16 protein-coding genes and 1 tRNA gene are annotated in these 19,204 nt (G+C 69.1%); 6 read left to right on the top strand and 11 right to left on the bottom strand.

The window, feature by feature from the left end:
• Nucleotides 1-44: 44 nt before the first annotated feature.
• The 4 genes from AC0J5J_RS12310 to topA form a co-directional block, all read right to left on the bottom strand.
• Nucleotides 45-1,598 (bottom strand): alpha/beta hydrolase, encoded by a 1,554-nt coding sequence (locus AC0J5J_RS12310; RefSeq protein ID WP_174722379.1) that lies wholly within the window; start codon nt 1,596-1,598, stop codon nt 45-47.
• Nucleotides 1,599-1,662: 64 nt separating this feature from the next.
• On the bottom strand, nt 1,663-2,826 hold the full coding sequence (locus AC0J5J_RS12305) for a DNA polymerase III subunit delta' (protein WP_474898251.1): 1,164 nt from the start codon (nt 2,824-2,826) through the stop codon (nt 1,663-1,665).
• Between the two features lie 70 nt (nt 2,827-2,896).
• Nucleotides 2,897-3,559, bottom strand: coding sequence for a dTMP kinase (gene tmk, locus AC0J5J_RS12300; protein ID WP_474898249.1), 663 nt, complete (start codon nt 3,557-3,559; stop codon nt 2,897-2,899).
• On the bottom strand, nt 3,556-6,567 hold the full coding sequence (topA, locus tag AC0J5J_RS12295) for a type I DNA topoisomerase (RefSeq protein WP_474898247.1): 3,012 nt from the start codon (nt 6,565-6,567) through the stop codon (nt 3,556-3,558). The genes tmk and topA overlap by 4 nt, the downstream gene beginning before the upstream one ends.
• Nucleotides 6,568-6,705: 138 nt before the next feature.
• Here topA and AC0J5J_RS12290 point away from each other — a divergent pair, with 138 nt between their 5' ends.
• The gene (locus AC0J5J_RS12290; RefSeq protein WP_134423698.1) at nt 6,706-6,945 is read left to right on the top strand and encodes a hypothetical protein; all 240 of its coding nucleotides are present in this window, start codon (nt 6,706-6,708) and stop codon (nt 6,943-6,945) included.
• Between the two features lie 27 nt (nt 6,946-6,972).
• On the opposite strand, the gene AC0J5J_RS12285 is transcribed toward AC0J5J_RS12290, so the two are convergent.
• From AC0J5J_RS12285 to AC0J5J_RS12265, 5 genes are all read right to left on the bottom strand, one after another.
• On the bottom strand, nt 6,973-7,365 hold the full coding sequence (locus AC0J5J_RS12285) for an Rv3654c family TadE-like protein (protein ID WP_474898245.1): 393 nt from the start codon (nt 7,363-7,365) through the stop codon (nt 6,973-6,975).
• Nucleotides 7,366-7,400: 35 nt separating this feature from the next.
• The gene (locus tag AC0J5J_RS12280) at nt 7,401-7,769 is read right to left on the bottom strand and encodes a TadE family type IV pilus minor pilin (RefSeq protein ID WP_474898243.1); all 369 of its coding nucleotides are present in this window, start codon (nt 7,767-7,769) and stop codon (nt 7,401-7,403) included.
• Nucleotides 7,770-7,797: 28 nt separating this feature from the next.
• Nucleotides 7,798-7,968, bottom strand: a complete 171-nt coding sequence (locus AC0J5J_RS12275) for a DUF4244 domain-containing protein (protein WP_420898529.1) — start codon at nt 7,966-7,968, stop codon at nt 7,798-7,800.
• Nucleotides 7,969-8,223: 255 nt separating this feature from the next.
• On the bottom strand, nt 8,224-9,276 hold the full coding sequence (locus tag AC0J5J_RS12270) for a type II secretion system F family protein (protein ID WP_474898241.1): 1,053 nt from the start codon (nt 9,274-9,276) through the stop codon (nt 8,224-8,226).
• Nucleotides 9,273-10,505: a TadA family conjugal transfer-associated ATPase gene (locus AC0J5J_RS12265; RefSeq protein ID WP_474898239.1), complete on the bottom strand. Its 1,233-nt coding sequence runs from the start codon at nt 10,503-10,505 to the stop codon at nt 9,273-9,275. Before AC0J5J_RS12265 ends, AC0J5J_RS12270 begins: the two co-directional genes overlap by 4 nt.
• Before the next feature lie 451 nt (nt 10,506-10,956).
• Between AC0J5J_RS12265 and acs the strand changes: the two genes are divergently transcribed.
• Nucleotides 10,957-12,912 carry an acetate--CoA ligase gene (gene acs / locus AC0J5J_RS12260; RefSeq protein ID WP_474898237.1) on the top strand — a complete coding sequence of 652 codons (1,956 nt, stop codon included), beginning with the start codon at nt 10,957-10,959 and terminating at the stop codon, nt 12,910-12,912.
• A 72-nt stretch (nt 12,913-12,984) separates the two neighbouring features.
• On the opposite strand, the gene AC0J5J_RS12255 is transcribed toward acs, so the two are convergent.
• Both AC0J5J_RS12255 and AC0J5J_RS12250 read right to left on the bottom strand, forming a co-directional pair.
• Nucleotides 12,985-13,455, bottom strand: coding sequence for a RidA family protein (locus tag AC0J5J_RS12255; protein WP_474898235.1), 471 nt, complete (start codon nt 13,453-13,455; stop codon nt 12,985-12,987).
• A gap of 3 nt (nt 13,456-13,458) precedes the next feature.
• On the bottom strand, nt 13,459-13,626 hold the full coding sequence (locus AC0J5J_RS12250; RefSeq protein ID WP_134362172.1) for a DUF4177 domain-containing protein: 168 nt from the start codon (nt 13,624-13,626) through the stop codon (nt 13,459-13,461).
• Between the two features lie 110 nt (nt 13,627-13,736).
• On the opposite strand from AC0J5J_RS12250, the gene AC0J5J_RS12245 reads away from it, so the two are divergent.
• From AC0J5J_RS12245 to AC0J5J_RS12230, 4 genes are all read left to right on the top strand, one after another.
• Nucleotides 13,737-16,241 (top strand): transglycosylase domain-containing protein, encoded by a 2,505-nt coding sequence (locus AC0J5J_RS12245; RefSeq protein ID WP_474898234.1) that lies wholly within the window; start codon nt 13,737-13,739, stop codon nt 16,239-16,241.
• Nucleotides 16,238-17,221, top strand: coding sequence for a metallophosphoesterase (locus tag AC0J5J_RS12240; RefSeq protein ID WP_474898232.1), 984 nt, complete (start codon nt 16,238-16,240; stop codon nt 17,219-17,221). Before AC0J5J_RS12245 ends, AC0J5J_RS12240 begins: the two co-directional genes overlap by 4 nt.
• 117 nt (nt 17,222-17,338) lie before the next feature.
• A tRNA-Pro gene (locus AC0J5J_RS12235) sits at nt 17,339-17,412 on the top strand.
• Between the two features lie 82 nt (nt 17,413-17,494).
• Nucleotides 17,495-18,973 carry a DHA2 family efflux MFS transporter permease subunit gene (locus tag AC0J5J_RS12230; RefSeq protein WP_134423689.1) on the top strand — a complete coding sequence of 493 codons (1,479 nt, stop codon included), beginning with the start codon at nt 17,495-17,497 and terminating at the stop codon, nt 18,971-18,973.
• The last annotated feature ends 231 nt before the right edge of the window (nt 18,974-19,204 follow it).

Genomic DNA, 19,204 nt, shown 5'->3' with positions numbered 1-19,204 from the left:
CCTCAATCCTTGCACGGCGCGCACATCTGCAGTCGGACGGATGCTCAGCACATCGGGTCTTCGGCCGGCACCGTGCCCTTCAGCAGGTAGTCGTCGACGGCCGAGTTCACGCAGGCGTTCGACTTGTTGTAGGCGGTGTGCCCCTCACCCGTATAGGTGACGAGCTGGCCGCTCTCGAGCTGCTCGGCAAGGTTCTCTGCCCACACATAGGGCGTGGCCGGGTCGTTGGTGGTGCCGATGACCAGGATCGGGTCGGCGCCTTCGGCAGCGATCGCAGTGCGCTCCCCGTCGAACTGGTACGGCCAGTTGGCACAGCCGATGTCGCCGTAGGCCATGTACTTGCCGATGGTCGGGGCCGCCGCCTCGATCTCGGCGGCCTGCGCGCGCATGGACGCCGGGTCGTCGTTGTAGCTGTAGTCGACACAGTTGATGGCCATGAACGCCTCGGTCGCGTTATCACTGTAGGTGCCGTCGACGGAGCGGCCGTTGTAGCCGTCCGCGAACTGGAAGGCCAGGTCGGCGTCGCCGCGCAGCACGCTGTCGAACATCTCGCTCAGGTTCGGCCACGCGGTGGCCTGGTAGAGCGGGTAGATGATCGCGGTGAGCAGCGAATTCGCGCCGAGTCGGCGGCCGTCGGTGGCTGCGATCGGGCTCACGTCCACCGAGGCGAGCAGGGCGCCGATGGTGTTCATGGCGTCGTCGACGGTGCCGTCGAAGGGGCACTCCTCGCCCGCCAGGCAGTCGGTGAGGTAGGAGCGCAGGGCATTCTCGAAACCGGTGGCCTGCACCCGGGTCACATCGGCGTTCGTGGTGGCGGGATCGAGCGCGCCGTCGAGGGCGAGCCGCCCGACCCGGTCCGGGTAGAGGTCGGCGTAGGTCGCGCCGAGGAAGGTGCCGTAGGAGTAGCCGAGGTAGTTGAGCTTCTCGTCGCCAAGCGCGGCACGCAGCAGATCGAGGTCACGGGCGGCACTGGTGCTGTCGACGTGGCCGAGCAGCGCACCGGTGTTCTCCTGGCAGGCGGCGCCGAAATCGGCGGCGGACGCCGCCAGCTCCTGGATCCACGCGTCACTGCCGCGCTGGGTGGTCGAGAGGCCGTAGAGGTACTCGTCCATTTCGGCCGGTTCGTAGCAGCTCACCGCCGAGGAACGGCCCACCCCGCGGGGGTCGAAGCCGACGACGTCGAACCCGGCTTGCAGCTTCGCATCCGTTGCGTAGTCGAGGGAATCCTTGACGAAGTCGTAGCCCGAGCCCCCAGGGCCGCCGGGGTTCACGAGCAGCGAACCGATTCGGCTGCCCGTGGCCTGGTGCCGCACCAGGGCCAGGTCGACCGTGTCGCCACTGCCCGGGTCGGCCCAGTCGAGCGGCGCGGAGGCCGTGGTGCACTGCAGGCCGGAGCCGCAATCCTTCCACTTGAGCACCTGGTCGTAGAACGGTTCGAGGTCGGCGCTGACCTTCTCCCCGGTGGGAACCGAGGTGGACTGGGCCTGCTGCGGCAGGAACAGGGGTACACAGCCGCTCAGTCCCAGGGTGAGCACCAGGGCCACGGCCGTGGCCCTGGCTCGCACCGACAGGGTGCTCAAGCGAGGTCGTCTGGTCAACGGTTTCTCTTTCTCTGGGATGAACGTTCTCCGGCCGGCCTCTGAGACCGACCTGCACAGCGCGTCATCGGCGGATCGCCGACACGAGCATGGCTTCGAGGGCCAGCGCCGGCGCCACGTTCGCTTCGATCCGCTGCCGGGCCTGGGCGATCGCGTCCAGGGTGAACAGGGTGGCCGCGGGGGCGCAGACGGCTCCCGCCGCACGCACCTCCGTGAGGAGTTCCCGGTTGATCACGCTGGTCTCGCGGCCGAGCTGCACCATGATCACGTCTCGGTAGAGCGAGGTGAGGTCGACCAGGATGCGGTCGATCCCGTCGCGCAGACTGCGGGTGGCACGCCGTTTCTGGTCGTCTTCGAGGGCCTTGATCTGGCTGCGCAGGCCGGGCGGCACCGACTGTCCGGGCTCGACGCCCAGGGACCGCAGCACACCCTCGCGCTCAGCGGCGTCGCGTTCGAGGGTGATCGCCTTCGCGTCGTCGCCGGCGATGGCGAGCAGCCGGGCGGCGGCATTCACGGCAGCCGACACCCCACGGATGCCGAGGGCCGCCCGCAGGGTCTCCTCACGTCGCGCTCGCGCATCGGGGTTCGTGGCCAGGCGGCGGGCCATGCCGATGTGGCTCTGCGCCTCCCGCGCTGCCCGTTCGGCGGTGGCCCGGTCGACGCCGTCCCGGGCGACGAGCAGTTCGGCGACGTCGTCGACGCTCGGCACGCGCAACCGCACCGACCGCACCCGGGACCGGATGGTGGGCAGCAGGTCGGCTTCGCTGGGGGCGCAGAGGATCCACACGGTGCGCTCCGGCGGCTCTTCCAGGGCTTTGAGCAGAACGTTGGAGGTGCGCTCGACCATGCGGTCGGCGTCTTCGACGACGACGACCCGGTAGCGGCCCACCGACGGCGAGTACTGCGAGCGCTTCACGGCCTCTTTGACGGCGTCCATCTTGATGATGACGCCCTCGGTGGAGAGCACCGTCAGGTCGGGGTGCGTGCGGGCGTCGACGAGGCGGCGGGCGTTCTCGTCACCGGCCTCGGTGCCGGGGCTGAGCAGGGCGGTCGCGAACGCGAACGCGAGGTTGGAGCGGCCGGAGCCGGGCGGGCCCGTGATCAGCCAGGCATGCGTCATGGCGGAGCCGGCGCGTGCCTCGGCGTCTCCGTCGGCGGGCCGTTCGGCCGCCGCGCGGAAGATCGCAATCGCGTCCGCCTGACCTGTCAGGCCATCCCACACAGTCATCGGACCAGAGTACCTTTCGTCGGTGACAGGGAGCTTGGAGCCGGTGCAGCCCGGGGAGGGGCAGACCTGCTCAGAGCAGCGTGGTGACCCGGTCCCGGATGAGCGCGGCGATCTCGGCCACCGGCCGCGCGGCATCCACAATCAGGAAGCGCTCCGGCTCGGCGGCGGCCAGGGCGAGGAACGCGGCGCGCACCCGACGGTGGAAGTCGCTCTTCTCCGCCTCGAGCCGGTCGAAGCGTTTGTTCGCCGCGTCGAGCCGGCCGCGCGCGGCGGTTTCGTCGAGGTCGAGCAGAACGGTCAGCGCGGGCAGCAGCCCCTCCGCCGCCCAGAGCGACAGGTCGCGCACCTCGGTGGCGTCGAGCACCCGGCCGGCCCCCTGGTAGGCGACGGATGAGTCCAGGTAGCGATCTTGGATCACCACTTCACCGCGGGCGAGCGCCGGCCGTACCGCGGTGGCCACGTGCTGGGCGCGGTCGGCGGCGTAGAGCAGCGCCTCGGCGCGCGGCGCGATCTCACCGCGGTGATGCAGCACGATTTCACGGATGGCGACGCCGACCTCCGTGCCGCCGGGCTCGCGGGTGCGCAGCACGGTGCGTCCGCGCTGTTCGAGCCAGTCGGTGAGCAGCTGCGACTGGGTGGTCTTGCCGGACCCGTCACCACCCTCGAGGGTGATGAAGAGCCCGGCCGGTGCTGCTACTGCTGCTTCTGCTTCTGCTTCTGCTGCCAGGCTCACGACTGCGAAGCGCCCTGTGCCGCCTTCGCGGCCGCGTTGGCTGCCCGGGTCGCCGCAGCCTTGGCCGCGGTCGCCGCTTTCTGGGCCGGGGTGCGCTGGGCGCGCACGGTCGTGGTGGCACCGGACGGAGTCGGCTTCTTCACCGCCGTCTTCTTCGCAGCGGCCTTCTTGACGGGGGCCTTCTTCGCCGGCGCCTTCTTCGCGGGGGCCTTCTTCGCGGGCCCCTTCTTCACGACCGGGCCCTTGGCCCGCTTGTCAGCGAGCAGCTGCACGGCGCGGTCGAAGTCGACCTCCTCCACCGTCTCGGCCTTCGGGATGGTGGCGTTGGTGACGCCGTCGGTGACGTACGCGCCGAACCGGCCGTCCTTGATCTTGATGGCCTTGCCGCTCTCGGGGTCGGGAGCCTCGAATTCCTTGAGAGCGCTCGACGCCCGTCGGGCGCCGTACTTGGGCTGCGCGTACAGTTCGATTGCGCCGGCCAGGTCGATCTCGAAGATCTGGTCTTCGCTGGTCAGCGACCGGGTGTCCACGCCCTTCTTGAGGTACGGGCCGAACTTGCCGTTCTGCGCCGTGATCTCCGCGCCCGTCTCCGGGTCGATCCCGACCGTGCGCGGCAGGGCGAGCAGGTGCAGGGCCGTGTCGAGGTCGATCGTGGCGAGGTCCATGGTCTTGAACAGCGAGGCCGTGCGGGGTTTGACAGCGGCGATCTTCTTCTTGGCGGGGGCCTTGCGCTTGGGCTTCGCGGCGGCGGTGGCCGCAGCCGTGGTCGCCGACGCAGCCTCGGCGGCGGCCGAGTCGGCGAGCAGGGTGACCTCGCCGGTGACCGGGTCGATGGTCTCGCCGGGTTCGACGACCTCGGGCTCGGGTTCCAGCTCGGTGACGTAGGGGCCGAACCGGCCGTCCTTCGCCACGATGCGCTTGCCGTTCTCCGGGTTCTCACCGATCACGCGGTCGGTGATGACCGGCGCGTCGATGAGTTCGCGGGCCTTCGCCGGGGTCAGCTCGTCGGGGGCGAGGTTCGGCGGGATGTTCACCCGGCGCGGCGGGGCATCCGGTGCCGCATCGAGGTCCTGGACCTCGAGGTAGGGACCGTACTTGCCGATGCGCAGGGTGATGTCGTCGCCGATCGGCATCGAGTTGATCGACCGGGCGTCGATCTCGCCGAGGTTGTCGATGACCTGGCGCAGGCCGCGGTGCTTGTCGGAGCCGAAGTAGAAGCTGGTCAGCCAGTCCACCCGGTCGGCCTTGCCGTCGGCGATGCGGTCGAGGTCGTCTTCCATTTCCGCTGTGAAGTCGTATTCGACCAGGTCCGTGAAGTACTCCTCGAGCAGGCGCACGACGGAGAAGGCGATCCAGTTGGGCACCAGCGACTGGCCGCGCGGCGTGACGTAGCCGCGCTCGGTGATGGTGGAGATGATCGACGCGTACGTCGACGGGCGGCCGATGCCGAGCTCCTCGAGCTTTTTCACCAGGCTCGCCTCGGTGTAGCGCGCGGCGGGGGTGGTCTCGTGGCCCTTGGCCTCCACGTCGAGCAGGGTCAGCTTCTGGCCCTCGGTGAGCGGCGGCAGCTTGGACTCGGTCGCGTCGGTGGGCGCGTTGCGCTCCTCGTCCCGGGACTCCTCGTAGGCCAGCATGAAGCCGCGGAAGGTGATCACGGTGCCGCTGGCGGAGAACTCGGCGAGCGCTCCGGATGCCGCCGGGTGCTCGGCTGCGCCGGTCGGCCCGGCCGCGATGGTCACCGACGCGGTCGACCCGGTCGCGTCCGCCATCTGCGAGGCGACGGTGCGCTTCCAGATCAGGTCGTAGAGCTTGAAGTCGTTGCCGCGCAGAGTGGATGCGAGGGAAGGAGGGGTGCGGAAGGTGTCGCCGGACGGGCGGATCGCCTCGTGCGCCTCCTGGGCGTTCTTGCTCTTGCCCTTGTACAGGCGGGGCTTGTCGGGCACCGTTTCGGGGCCGTAGAGAGCGGATGCCTGGGTGCGCGCGGCCGTGATCGCCTGCTGTGACAGCGACGGCGAGTCGGTACGCATGTAGGTGATGTACCCGTTTTCGTACAGCGACTGCGCCACGCTCATGGTCTGGCGGGCGGTGAAGCGCAGTTTGCGCGCTGCCTCCTGCTGCAGGGTCGAGGTGGTGAACGGCGCGGCCGGGCTGCGACGGTAGGGCTTGGAGGCGACCTTGGTCACGGTCAGCGCGACGGACGGTTCCTTGAGGGCGGTGGCCAGGGCAAGGGCGGATGCCTCGTCGAGGGTGACCGCGGACACCTTGGGCTTGAGCCGGCCGAGGTCGTCGAAGTCGCCGCCGGAGGCGATGCGCTCGCCGTTCAGGCGCACGAGCTTGGACTGGAACGCGGCATCCGTTGCCGACGCCCCGGGGGCGAGCTGCGCGATCAGGTCCCAGTAGCCGGCGGAGACGAACGCGAGGCGCTCGCGTTCGCGCTCGACGACGAGGCGGGTGGCGGCGGACTGCACGCGGCCGGCGGACAGGCCGGGGCCGACCTTGCGCCAGAGCACGGGGGAAATCTCGTAGCCGTAGATGCGGTCGAGGATGCGCCGGGTCTCCTGCGCGTCGACGAGGGCGGTGTCGAGGTCGCGGGTGTTGTCCTTCGCCTGAAGGATGGCTTCCTTGGTGATCTCGTGGAAGACCATGCGCTTGACCGGAACCTTGGGCTGAAGGACCTGCAGCAGGTGCCAGGCGATGGCCTCGCCTTCGCGGTCCTCATCAGTTGCGAGCAGGAGTTCGTCGGCGTTCTTCATGGCCCGTTTGAGTTCGGCCACGGTCTTCTTCTTCGCGTCGGACACGACGTAGTACGGCTCGAACCCGTTGTCCACGTCGACCGAGAACTTGCCCAGCGGGCCCTTTTTCAGTTCGGGCGGCAGGTTTTTGGGCTCAATCAAGTCGCGAATATGGCCGACCGAGGACAACACCTCGTAGCCGTCGCCCAGATAGGCGGCGATCGACTTCATCTTCGTCGGCGATTCGACAATGACCAGCTTCTTAGTGCCTGGCACCAGACTCCTCTTTATAGGTACGGGTCCAAGTGGGCCATGGCACACCATACACACTGCAATATGGTGCCTACCTAATCGAACACTCCGGGCGGGAGCATTGGGGGTTGCCAGGTCTGCGCTGGCGGACACAATTGAAGCATGGCGAATTCAGCAACGGGCACGTACACCGCGAAGCTCACGGACGGCCCCCTCGAAGGCAAGACAGTGACAACGGAGTTCCTCGAATCCGGCGATCCCCGGCCGCGCCTCGAGATCCCCGCCGACGGCAGCAAACGCTACCTCTATTTGCGCGGCGCCGGCCTCGAATTCGGTGCGGCCGACTTCCCCGATCGGCCCACCGCCGTCGACTACCGCTACATCGAGGCGCTCTTCGACTAGACCTCGGTCAGCCGAACAGCCCCTCGGTCAGCCGAACAGCCCCTCGCCCGCACCGGGCGGACCTGCTCGTGCCCGGGCGCCCAGTTCGAACCCGAGATAGCCGCGAACCGCCGTCACCGACACGATCAGCCCGTCCACCGTGCAGACGGTGACGGATGCCCCGTTGAGCCTCGCCGCCTCGGCCGCCGCCGCGCAGGGAACGCCGGCCACCCGGCCCGAGGCGGTGTCGGCGGCGGCGAGCGCCGCGGCATCCGTCGCCCCCTGCACCGACTGGCTGACCGCCAGCGCCGCCACAAGCGGCAGCGCCACCGCCGTGAGCAGCAGGACCGCACCGAGCACCCCCACCGCGAGCACCGTTCCGGAGCCGCGCTCCCCCGCCCGGGACTGCCCGGCCAGGCGCTGCCCGTCCAGGCGCTGCACGGCTTGATGCTGCACAGCTGTCGGGCCCCGGCGCCTCACTGGCCGCCGCCGAGCGCACATGACCCGGCGTGCAGGGTGAGGCCGACGGCGGCGAACGGGGCGAACGAACTCGGAGCGCTCAGCCGCGCGCAGACGAACTCGCCCTGGCGTTCCAGCGTCAGTGAGGCACCGGCCACCGCCCGGTCGACCAGGCCCGCGGCCCGGTCGACACTGTCGCCCCGAGAGAGGGACCGGGCGGCGTCCGCCGCGGCATCCGTGAGGCGCACCTGCTGGCCGACCACCTGCAGGGCGCCCAGGCAGCAGGCGAGCACCAGCAGCACGGCCGGCACCACCGTGGCGAACTCGGCGGTGACGCTGCCCCGGTCGGCGGTGACGCTGCCCCGGTCGGGCGTGCCGGGGCGCACACCGCGAGGCCCGGCCCGGCGGCGCCGGCTACCCCACACTGAGCGCATTGCGCACCAGATCGGTGAGGATGCCGCGCACCTCGTCGCCGCGCAGGATCACGATCAGCAGGCCCGCGAAGCCGACGGCCGCCATGGTGGCCACAGCGTATTCTGCCGTCGCCGCTCCGGTGTCGTCGCGGAGGCCGCGCAGGCCGCGCAGCCGGCGGAGGCGGGGTGCGGCCCTGGGCGGGGCGGTGGCCCCGGGGGTTCCCGCGGTTCCGTTGGTTCCGGGATCGGTGCCGGTCTTGGACAAGCGCTGAGCCAAGGGCTCGGACAGGGGCTTCATGGTGGGCATGTGGGCGTCTCCTTCTCGCATCTTTGGACGCGGTGTGTGGGGCGGCACGAGTGGATGGTGGGTTCAGACTGGCGGGTCGGCCGGGCCGGATCCGGGGGCCCGGGCCATCGGTGCAGAACTTCAGAAGCTCAGGCCTGTGGACGAGAGGACGGTCATCAGCAGCGGCAGCACCCCGATCAGCATGAACGCGGGCAGCACGCACACCCCGAGCGGGATCATCAGGGTGACGCCGAGGGTGGCGGCGCGGCGCTGGCCATCGCTGCCGGCCTGCCGGCGCATCTGCTCGGCTTCGCTGCGCAGCAGTTCCGCGGCAGGCACGCCGGCGCGCACGGACAGCGCCAGCACCCGGTCGATGGCGGCCGCCGAATCCGCGCGGTGCAGGGCGTACCGCTCCACCGCCGTGTCGACCAGCAACCGGGCGCGATCGACGGAACCACCGCCGGTCATGGCGATCGCCGTGAGGTCCAGCTCGAGGCCGGGGGTCGGATCCCGCGCTCGGGCGCCGCGCACGAGCCGCCGGTTCCAGCGGTCGGCCGTGAGCATGAGCACGGCTCCGCCGGCGAGGCAGGCCCAGCCCGGCACGGTGAGGAAGAGTGTGTGCAGCGTGTTGAAACCCAGCAGACTGCCGAACAGCACTCCGACCACGGGCAGGAACGCCACCATCCGCGCCGTGGCGCTCGGCCCGGCGAGCGCCACGGCCAGGTCGGCGTGCAGCTGGCCGACTTGCCGGAAGGATGCCGCCAATTGCCGCAGGCAGGCGGCCAGCGGCGCACCCGCCGCGGTGGCCACCTGCCAGGCCGCGGCCAGGCCCAGCCACGCGTCGCCGACCTGATCATCGAGCATGCGGGCCTCGGCAGCCACGGCGTCCGCGATGCTGTCGCCGCGGCGTCCTGCGTCGGCCGCCGCCCGGATGATGCGCCACCCCGGCGACGGCAGCGTCGGTCGCACGGATGTCCACGGCTTCCACCTCGATGCCGGCACCGCCGCCTCCTCTCCCGCCTTCTCCTCCTTCGCCTCCCTCTTGGGCCCGCCGACCGGTTCGAGGTAGGCCCACGCCGACGCCGGTGAGACTCCGGCGGCGAGCAACACCGCGAGCCGCTGGGTCACCTGCGCCACCTCCTCGATCGCCGGGCTGGCGGAACCACGCCGGCCTCTGGCTTCGGGGCGCCTCATGACGGAGCCGCGGATCGCAAAACCCCGGATCGCGGACCCTCGAGCTCCTGTGGCGCGGCGGCCCGCCGCCCGTGCGTGCGCCAGCGCTGTTCGGCGTGGACGACAGGCGTCGAGTCAGCCGGGTGCGCCGGGCCATCCGGGTGCGCCGGGACGACGATCAGGCGGTCGCGGTCGTCCAGCGCGAACCGGCCGATCGGCGCGAGCCGGCGGCGGCCCTCACGCCGCTCGAGGTGCAGCACCAACCCGATCGCACTCACCGCCTGCCGGGCCACCGCTTCGGGGCCGAGTCCGGCGAGGGCGCCGAGCGCCTCCAACCGGGCCGGCACATCGCGCAGGGAGTTCGCGTGCAGGGTTCCGGCGCCGCCGTCGTGGCCGGTGTTGAGGGCGGCGAGCAGCTCCCGGATTTCGGCGCCGCGGCATTCGCCGAGAACGAGCCGGTCGGGGCGCATCCGCAGCGCTTCACGCAGGAGACTGTCGAGACCGATCCGGCCGGCCCCCTCGAGGTTCGACTGCCGGGCCTCGAGCGCCACGACATGGGGGTGGTCGATGCGCAGCTCGGCGACGTCTTCGATGGCCACAATGCGTTCGCCCGGCGCGGCTTCGCCCAGCAGCGCCGCGAGCAGAGTGGTCTTGCCGCTGCCCGCTGCGCCCGTGAGAAGCAGGTTCTCGCGCCGGTGCACGGCCGCGCGCAGCCGCTCGACGGCGCCGACGGATGCCTCCCCCACCCCGAACAGACCGCCCGCCGCGAGCGCGGCGAGGCTCAGCCGCTCGGCCCGGGGCAGGCGGATGGAGAGCAGTGTTCCCGTGCTCGACGCCGGCGGCAGCACCGCGTGCACCCGGATGCCGTCGGACAAGCGCACATCGACGCAGGGGCTGGCCTCGTCGATGTGCCGCCCGCCGAGGGCGATCAGGCGCACCGCCAGCTCCCGCACGATCGGTTCGGGGCAGCTCCAGCCCGGCTGGTGCAGCGGGCCGTGGCCGGCGTCGACCCAGAGTCCGGCGGCACCGTTGACGAACAGGTCGGTGACCTCTGCGTTCGCGGCGAACTCGGCCAGCGGACCCAGCCCTGACACGTCGAGGGGCCGCGCCGCCCGGCCTGCGGGCGACGCGGCATCCGTCGGCAGCACAACGGTGCGGGAACCGGCACCGGCACCGGAACGGGTACCGGCGCCAGCACCGGCACCGGCGGGCCCGCCATAGGACGGAACGGCGACGAAGGGCTCTGGCATGCTCCGACGCTAAATACGCGGGCGCGGGCCGGAACGGGCCCGTCGCTGATCTCCGCACAACCGGGCCGGGCCTGGTCTGGGGAGGGCCGGACGCAACCACCGGTCAAAAACACCGGTAAAAACGACCGGTTAAAAAAAGGGGGGCGGCACCTATTGGGGGGAACAGGTGCCGCCTCGGCAGTGTGTCGATTGGGGGGAATCAAACACACCGCAGGTCAAAACTTTCGTTCGGACGAGTATCAATGTACAAGGCGGATTACAGATGCGCAAGTCCTTTGTGTCCTCATAAATGAGGACACGGAACACGGCCGGCCGGTGCGACCTGAATTGGGGGTGCGAACACGCCGCAATTCCGCGCAACCTGAGCGATGCATGCCGCCGTGTATGGTTCAGGAGGGGGCTGGGTTACGCGCCCGCCAAACGCATTGCATCGCAAAGGAGCGACATACGTATGAGCGTCCAGATCGACAACCTTCTCCACGAATCCCGCAGATTCCCGCCGACGCCCGAGTTCGCCGCTCAGGCCATCGCCACTCCGCAGCTCTATCAGGATGCCGCCGATGACCGCTTGAAATTCTGGGCTGATCAGGCACGCGATCTGCTGCACTGGCACAAGCCGTTCACGAAGACGCTCGACTGGACCAACCCGCCGTTCGCCAAATGGTTCGAAGACGGCGAATTGAACGTGGCCTGGAACTGCCTCGACCGGCACGTGCTGGCCGGCAACGGCGACCGGGTCGCGCTGCATTTCGAGGGCGAACCGGGTGACTCCCGTGACTGGACCTACGCCGAGCTCACCGCCGAAGTGAAGCGTGCTGCGAATGTGCTGAAAAAACTCGGCGTCAACGCCGGCGACCGTGTCGCGATCTACCTGCCGATGATCCCGGAAGCCGTCATCTCGATGCTCGCCGTGGCCCGCATCGGTGCCGTGCACTCGGTCATCTTCGGCGGTTTCAGCGCCGAGAGCCTCCGCTCGCGCATCGATGACGCCAGCGCCGTGCTGGTGATCACCGCCGACGGCGGCTACCGCAAGGGCAAGGCGTCCGCGCTCAAGCCGGCCGTCGACGCTGCCCTCGAGGGCGGCGAGACCACCGTGCGCAACGTGCTCGTGGTCAAGCGCACCGACGGTTTCGTGGAGTGGTTCGACCGCGACCTGTGGTGGCACGACGAGCTGGCGTCGGTGGAGGCCGAGCACGAGGCACTGGGCTTCCCGGCCGAGAACCCGCTGTTCATCCTTTACACGTCCGGTACCACCGGCAAGCCCAAGGGCATCCTGCACACCACCGGCGGCTACCTCACCCAGGCGGCCTTCACCCACAAGAACGTGTTCGACCTGCACCCCGAGACGGATGTCTACTGGTGCACCGCCGACGTCGGCTGGATCACCGGCCACAGCTACGTGGTCTACGGGCCTCTCGCCAATGGCGCGACCCAGGTGCTCTTCGAGGGAACCCCGGACACCCCGCACCCCGGCCGGTGGTGGGAAATCGTGGAGAAGTACAAGGTGAGCATCCTGTACACGGCGCCCACGGCCATCCGTACGTTCATGAAGCTGGGGCGTCAGATCCCGCAGGGCTTCGACCTGACCAGCCTTCGCCTGCTCGGATCGGTGGGCGAGCCCATCAACCCCGAGGCGTGGATGTGGTACCGCGAGGTCATCGGCGGCAACGTCGCGCCGGTGGTCGACACCTGGTGGCAGACCGAGACCGGGGCGATCATGATCTCCGCCCTGCCCGGCGTGACGACGACCAAGCCCGGTTCGGCGCAGAGCCCGATCCCCGGCGTGGTGATCGACGTGCTCGACGACGAGGGCAACCACGTGGGCCGCGACAACGGTGGCCTGCTCGTTGTGACCGAACCGTGGCCGTCGATGCTGCGCGGAATCTGGGGTGACCCGGAGCGGTTCAAGGAGACGTACTGGGAGAAGTTCGGTTCGGAGAACCCGCGCTACTTCGCCGGCGACGGCGCCCGCCTCGACCGCGACGGCGAGATCTGGCTGCTCGGCCGGGTCGACGATGTGATGAACGTGTCGGGTCACCGCCTGTCGACGGCCGAGATCGAGTCGTCCCTGGTGGCGCACCCGATGACCGCCGAGGCGGCCGTGGTCGGCGCGCACGACGACACGACCGGCCAGGCGGTGGTGGCGTTCGTGATCATCAAGTACAGCCACCTGGAGGAGTCCTCGCACTCGGACATCCAGGCCGTGCTGCGGGCGCATGTGTCCCAGCAGATCGGCGCGATCGCCAGGCCGCGGCAGATCTTCATCGTGAGCGAGCTGCCGAAGACCCGCTCCGGCAAGATCATCCGTCGCCTGCTGCAGGATGTCGCGGAGGGCCGCGAGGTCGGCGACACCACCACCCTCGCCGACACCTCGGTGATGACGGCGATCATGTCCACCCTGAAGTAGCGAGCGGCACGACAAAGCGGGCAGGCCCTGGTGGGCCTGCCCGCTTTCGTGTGTCTTCGGCCGAGTGCCGGCTCAGGCGAAGGAGACGATGAGCTCCAGCTCGACCGGCGAATCCAGCGGCAGCACCGCGACGCCCACCGCGGACCGGGCGTGCACGCCCCGGTCGCCGAAGATGTCGCCGAGCACCTGCGACGCACCGTTGACGACACCGGGCTGGCCGGTGAACGACGGGTCGGATGCGACGAATCCGGTGACCTTGACGACCTGGGTGATGCGGTCGAGAGATCCGATCACGGCCTGGATGGCGGCGAGCGCATTCAGCGCGCACTGCCGGGCGTAATCGTGGGCGTCCGCGGCGGGAACGAGCCCGTGGCCGTCGCCGACCTTGCCGGTGGCCGGGAGGGCCCCGGAGACCATCGGCAGCTGGCCGCTGGTGAACACCAGCGAACCGCACACGACGGCCGGCACATAGGTGGCGACCGGCGGCACCACGCTGGGCAGTTCGATGCCCAGCTCGGCCAGGCGGTCCTCGATCTGCGACACGGCTCAGGCGCCTTCGGCAGCGGCGACCGGACGCTTCAGGTAGGCGACGAGCCCACCCTCAGGGCCGGGAACGACCTGCACGAGCTCCCACCCGTCAGAGCCCCAGTTGTTCAGAATGGCGGCTGTGTTGTGAATCATCAGCGGCGTCGTAAGGTACTCCCAGGCAGGCATATGGCTCCGATTCAGGCGGTTTTTCAGATTTGTCACTTAGTCTCAAGTGTATGTCTGCCAAAAATCGTACGGTTAGTGGAGCGCTCGGCGGGTTCCTCGGTTTTGTCGGGATGAGCGCCATTGCCGGCGTCCTCGTCGCCGCCGCTGTCACGCCCGCGCTGGCGCTTTCCGGTATGACGGCCACGAACACGATCAACATGTTCGAGAGCCTCCCCGACTACCTTGCGATCGACCAGCTGGCGCAGAAGAGCAACATCTACGCCACCAACTCCGACGGCAGCCAGGCGCTCCTCGCCTCCTTCTACGACCAGAACCGGGTCGAAGTGGAGTGGGATGCGATCAGCCCGTTCGTGAAGGATGCCGCGATCGCCGGCGAGGACCCCCGCTACTACGAGCACGGCGGCATCGACCTCGAGGGAACCATCAAGGGCGTCGTGAGCACCGTCGCCACCGGCACCGCCCGCGGTGGTTCCTCGATCACCCAGCAGTACGTGAAGAACGTGCAGGTGCAGAAGTGCGAGGCGATGGCCGACGAAGAGAAACGCATGACCTGCTACGAGACGGCGACGGAGACCACCCCCGACCGCAAGCTCAAGGAGATGCGCCTGTCGATCGGTGTGGAGAAGCAGTACGCGAAGGACGACATCCTTCGCCAGTACCTCAACATCACCGGTTTCGGCGGCACGGTCTACGGGATCGAATCGGCCGCCAACTACTACTACAACACCTCCGCGGCCGCGCTGACGCTGCCGCAGGCGGCCAGCCTCGTGGCGATCGTGAACAACCCGGTCAAGTTCCAGCTCGACAACCCTGAGAGCGAGACGAACGGCGCCGCCAACGGGTACGCCGCCAACAAGGAACGCCGCGACTACATCCTGGGCGAGATGCTCAAGTACGAGAAAATCAGCCAGGCCGACTATGACGCCGCGCTGGCCACTGTGATCGAGCCCGTCATCACCGAACCCAGCACCGGATGCGCCACGGCCGCCGGCAGCGCCTACTTCTGCGACCTCGTCGTGAACACCCTGCAGAACGACCCGACCTTCGGCGACGACGAAGAGGAACGCCTGGCCAACTTCCGTCGCGGCGGCTACGAGATCTACACCACGATCGACCTGGACCTGCAGAACGCCGCCGAGACCACCATGAAGAAGTACGTGCCCACGACGTACGGCGGGTGGGATGTCGGTGGAGTGATCACCAGCGTCGAGGTCGGCACCGGGCGGGTGCTCGCGATGACTCAGAACAAGGAGTACAGCCAGGACCCGGCGGTGACCGAGAACAACGCCAACTACACCGGCATCAACTACAACACCAATTACAACCAGGGCGGTTCCCTGGGCTTCCAGCCCGGCTCGACCTACAAGGTGTTCACCCTGGCCGAGTGGCTGGCCGAAGGGCACACGCTCAACGAGCGCGTCGATTCCCGCGTCAAGAGTGACTGGGGCGTCTTCAAGAACAGTTGTGAAGGTAACCAGAGCTACGCCTTCGCCCCCAAGAACGACGCGAACGAGTCCGGCTCCAACTACAGCGCCCTGCAGTCGACGATCGGCTCGATCAACACCGGGTTCATCGGTATGGCCAAGAAACTGGACCAATGCGGCATCGCCAAGATGGCGAACGACTTCGGAGTGGGCCGCGCCGACCTCGACCCGCTCGACCAGGGACCCTCGGCCGTGCTCGGCACCAACGAGGTCGCGCCGCTGAGCATGGCCGTCGCCTTCGCCGGCATCGCCAACAACGGCCTCAGCTGCAGCCCGATCGTGATCGACCGGATCGTGGGCGCCGACGGCGCCGATGTCACGCCGCCGGCCACCAAGTGCACCCAGGCCGTCACCCCCGATGTCGCCGCCGGCATGACGTATGCCATGCAGAAGGTGATGACCGAAGGGACCGCGACGGTCTCGAACGGCAACACCTCGCCGCGCGTGCCGATGATCGGCAAGACCGGTACGACCGACGGCAACAAGGACACCTGGATGAGCGGCGCGAGCAGCAAGGTCGCCACCGTGGTCGGCGTCGTCAGCGTCACCGGCGACATCAACCAGCGCAAAGTGACTGACTGGGTGGGCGGCACGGCCGCCACCGCCCGTCACCGCATGTGGCCCGAGGTGATGAGCGTCGCGAACGCCAAGTACGGCGGAGAGTCGTTCGCCGAAGCATCCAACAAGGTCTTGCAGGCCGTGCAGGTGCCGGTTCCCGACCTGCGTGGCAAGTCGATGGCTGACGCCACCTCCACCCTGGAATCGGCCGGCTTCGACGTCGTCGACGGCGGCGTCACCGAATCCGAGATGCCCGCCGGCACCGTGGCCCGCACCGACCCGGCCGGCGGCTCCAACGCCAGCCGCGGCTCGACCGTGACCGTCTACTCCAGCAACGGCGCCCTCAAGCTCGTGCCCGACGTCGTGGGCAAGACCGAGGCCGATGCGAAGGCCACCCTGCAGGGGTTCACCATCGACAAGAAGGATCAGGACGTCACCGACCCCCAGCAGGTCGGCAAGGTGATCTCGATGACGCCCGCCGCCGGCACCGGCGCGGCCACCGGCACCGCCGTGCAGATCGTGATCGGCAAACTCGCCGGCGGTAACAGCGGTAACGGCGGGGGCAACGGATGACCCGCGCCAGTTCCGCACGGTCCTCCCTCGCCGTCGGCGCCGGCCTGGTGGCCGCAGCCGGAGTGACCGCGTTCGCGTGGGGCTCGCTCGTGGAGCGGCACATGTTCACCCTTCGCGAGGTTCCCGTTCCGGTGCTCGCGCCGGGCTCCGACCCGATCAGGGTGCTGCACCTCTCCGACCTGCACATGGCCCCGTGGCAACGGGACAAGCAAGACTGGGTGCGCGGCCTGGCCGAGCTCAAGCCGGACCTGATCGTCAACACCGGCGACAACCTCGGGCACGCCGACGGCGTCTCCGGGATCGAATACGCGCTGGAACCGTTCCGCGGCATCCCGGGCATCTTCGTCAACGGGTCGAACGACTACTACGGTCCGATGCTGAAGAACCCGCTGGCATATTTCGGCGCCCCGTCGCTGTTGCGCTCGGCGCTGCACGAGAAGCTCGACATCGACCACCTGCACCGCGTGTTCGCCGACCTCGGCTGGCTCGACCTCGACAATGCGGCGGCGGCACTCGACCTGAACGGCACCCACCTGGAGCTGTTCGGCGTGGACGACCCGCACATCGGGCTGGACCGTCTCGACCTGATCACCCGCGCCATCGACGACCTGCGCGCCAGCGACCCGCTGTCCGAGGAACACTGGCCCGACCCCGAGGTGGCCTCGCCGCCGCGCCCGACGCTCACGATCGGCGTGGCCCACGCGCCCTACCAGCGGGTGCTGAACTCGTTCGTGAACCACGGCGCCCAGCTGATCCTGGCCGGGCACACCCACGGCGGTCAGGTCTGCGTGCCCGGCTACGGCGCCCTGGTCACCAACTGCGACATCCCGCGCAAGCAGGTCAAGGGGCTCAGCCTCTGGGACTCCGGCCTGCACACGTCGTACCTGAACGTGTCCGCGGGGCTCGGCACGTCGATCTATGCTCCGGTGCGGTTCTCCTGCGCGCCGGAGGCGACGCTGCTGACGCTGACTGCGGCGTAGCGCGGGTCTCGGGGTCTCGACAGGCTCGACCACCGGGTCTCGGGTCTCGACAGGCTCGACCACCGTGGTCGAGGTGGGGCATCCGTGGGGTTATACTTGACAAGGCTTACGGGCCATCGGGGTATGGCGCAGCTTGGTAGCGCGCGTCGTTCGGGACGACGAGGTCGCAGGTTCAAATCCTGTTACCCCGACAGATACACAAAACCCCCACTCTACGGAGTGGGGGTTTTGTGTTGGCACTTTCGCTTTCGCTCTGCTCGAGAGGATCACGTCATGACCGATTCCCGCCCGGATGAGCGTCCCGCATCCGTCGTCATTCCGCGGAATGCCTGGCAGGCGCTGATCGTGCTGCTGGCCGGCATGTTCATGGCACTGCTCGACACCACGATCGTGAATGTGGCGCTGCCGACCATCCGTACCAGCCTGGACGCCTCGGAGGCCACCCTCTCCTGGATCATCTCCGGCTATGCGCTGGCGTTCGGGATCGCGCTGATCCCGGCCGGTCGGCTCGGCGATCGCATCGGCCACAAATGGGTCTTCTTCACCGGTCTGCTGCTGTTCACCCTGGCCAGTCTCGCCTGCGGGCTCGCGCAGAACGACCTGCAGCTGATCATCGCCCGGGTCGTGCAGGGGCTCGCCGGCGGCATGTTCGTGCCGGCCGTGACCGCTGTGATCCAGATCCTGTTCCCGCCGCTGGCCCGCGGCAAGGCGTTCGCGATCATGGGGTCGGTGATCGGTGTCTCCACCGCGCTCGGCCCGATCCTGGGCGGCCTGATCATCGAGGCCTTCGGCGACGAGAACGGATGGCGCCTGGTCTTCTGGGTCAACCTGCCGATCGGCATCGTCGCTCTCGTCGCGGCGACGATCCTGCTGCCGGCCGGCTCCCAGCGCGCTCCCGGCACCAAGAGCGGCGGCATCGACTGGGTGGGCCTGGTGCTCATCTCCACCGGGCTCGTGGCGCTGCTGGTTCCGCTGATCGAGGGCGAGGACCGCGGCTGGCCGCTCTGGACCTACCTGACCCTCGTCGCGGGCGCACTGCTGATCGTGGCGTTCGGCTTCTGGGAGGTGGCGTACACCAGGTGGGGCAGAAGCCCGCTGGTGCCGCCGAAGCTGTTCCGGCATCCGGCGTTCACCGGTGGAATTGTGCTCGCGCTGGTCTATTTCGCGGCGTTCACCAGCATCTTCTTTACCATTTCGATTCTCTGGCAGGCCGGGCTCGGGCACACCGCGCTCGAGTCGGGGCTGGTGTCGATCCCGTTCGCGTTCGGAACCATCATCGGCGCCTCACAGAGCAACCGGCTGGCGCAGCGGCTCGGCCGCACCGTACTGGTGATCGGCGTGAGCCTGGTCACCGTGGGTCTGGTCTGGATCTGGCTCGCCCTGCTGCTGATCGGCCCCGCCATCACCAACTGGGAGCTCCTGCCGCCGCTGCTCATCGCAGGCCTCGGCAGCGGATTCTTCATCGCGCCGAACGCGCAGTTCATCGTGGCGACCGTGGACCGCTCCGAGGCCGGTGCCGCCAGCGGCGTCGTCGGCGTCATGCAACGGGTCGGCAGCGCCGTGGGCATCGCCGTGATCGGCAGTGTGTTCTTCGGCACGCTGGTCGTGGCCGGCCCGTCGCCGGCCGCCCTCGCCGCCGGCTTCACCGACAGCGCCACCGCTGCCATGGGTGTGAGCGCCGCGTTCAGCGTGCTCGCGCTGCTGCTCGTGTTCGTGCTGCCGAAGCGCGTGGCGCCGGCGCCGGCGCGGTAGCGCGCGCGGGCCGCGCCGCTCTCCCTCGCGAGTGTTGCCGTTTCGGACGAGTGTTGCCCGTGTGCCGGCTTCATTCGTCCGGAATGGGAACAGTTGGCGAGGCATCCGTCTCGCGTGGCCGCACGATGGCGGCGGTGCTGCCGCGCTTTGCCCAGCTGCTGCCCTGCCGCGCCGCTCTCCCTCGCAAGTGTTGCCGTTTCGGACGAGTGTTGCCCGTGTGCCGGCAACATT

This window comes from Cryobacterium sp. TS_SC_7 (genome assembly GCF_056156285.1).
The sequence above is the reverse complement of the archived record's forward strand: the minus strand, read 5'-3'. Positions and strand labels throughout refer to the sequence as shown.

Coding starts and splice junctions, on each gene's coding strand:
- AC0J5J_RS12245 (WP_474898234.1), top strand. CDS start 13,737: ATGAGCGCCATTGCCGGCGTCCTCGTCGCCGCCGCTGTCACGCCCGCG.
- AC0J5J_RS12240 (WP_474898232.1), top strand. CDS start 16,238: ATGACCCGCGCCAGTTCCGCACGGTCCTCCCTCGCCGTCGGCGCCGGC.
- AC0J5J_RS12305 (WP_474898251.1), bottom strand. CDS start 2,826: ATGACTGTGTGGGATGGCCTGACAGGTCAGGCGGACGCGATTGCGATC.
- acs (WP_474898237.1), top strand. CDS start 10,957: ATGAGCGTCCAGATCGACAACCTTCTCCACGAATCCCGCAGATTCCCG.
- AC0J5J_RS12265 (WP_474898239.1), bottom strand. CDS start 10,505: ATGCCAGAGCCCTTCGTCGCCGTTCCGTCCTATGGCGGGCCCGCCGGT.
- AC0J5J_RS12250 (WP_134362172.1), bottom strand. CDS start 13,626: ATGCCTGCCTGGGAGTACCTTACGACGCCGCTGATGATTCACAACACA.
- AC0J5J_RS12290 (WP_134423698.1), top strand. CDS start 6,706: ATGGCGAATTCAGCAACGGGCACGTACACCGCGAAGCTCACGGACGGC.
- AC0J5J_RS12230 (WP_134423689.1), top strand. CDS start 17,495: ATGACCGATTCCCGCCCGGATGAGCGTCCCGCATCCGTCGTCATTCCG.
- AC0J5J_RS12270 (WP_474898241.1), bottom strand. CDS start 9,276: ATGAGGCGCCCCGAAGCCAGAGGCCGGCGTGGTTCCGCCAGCCCGGCG.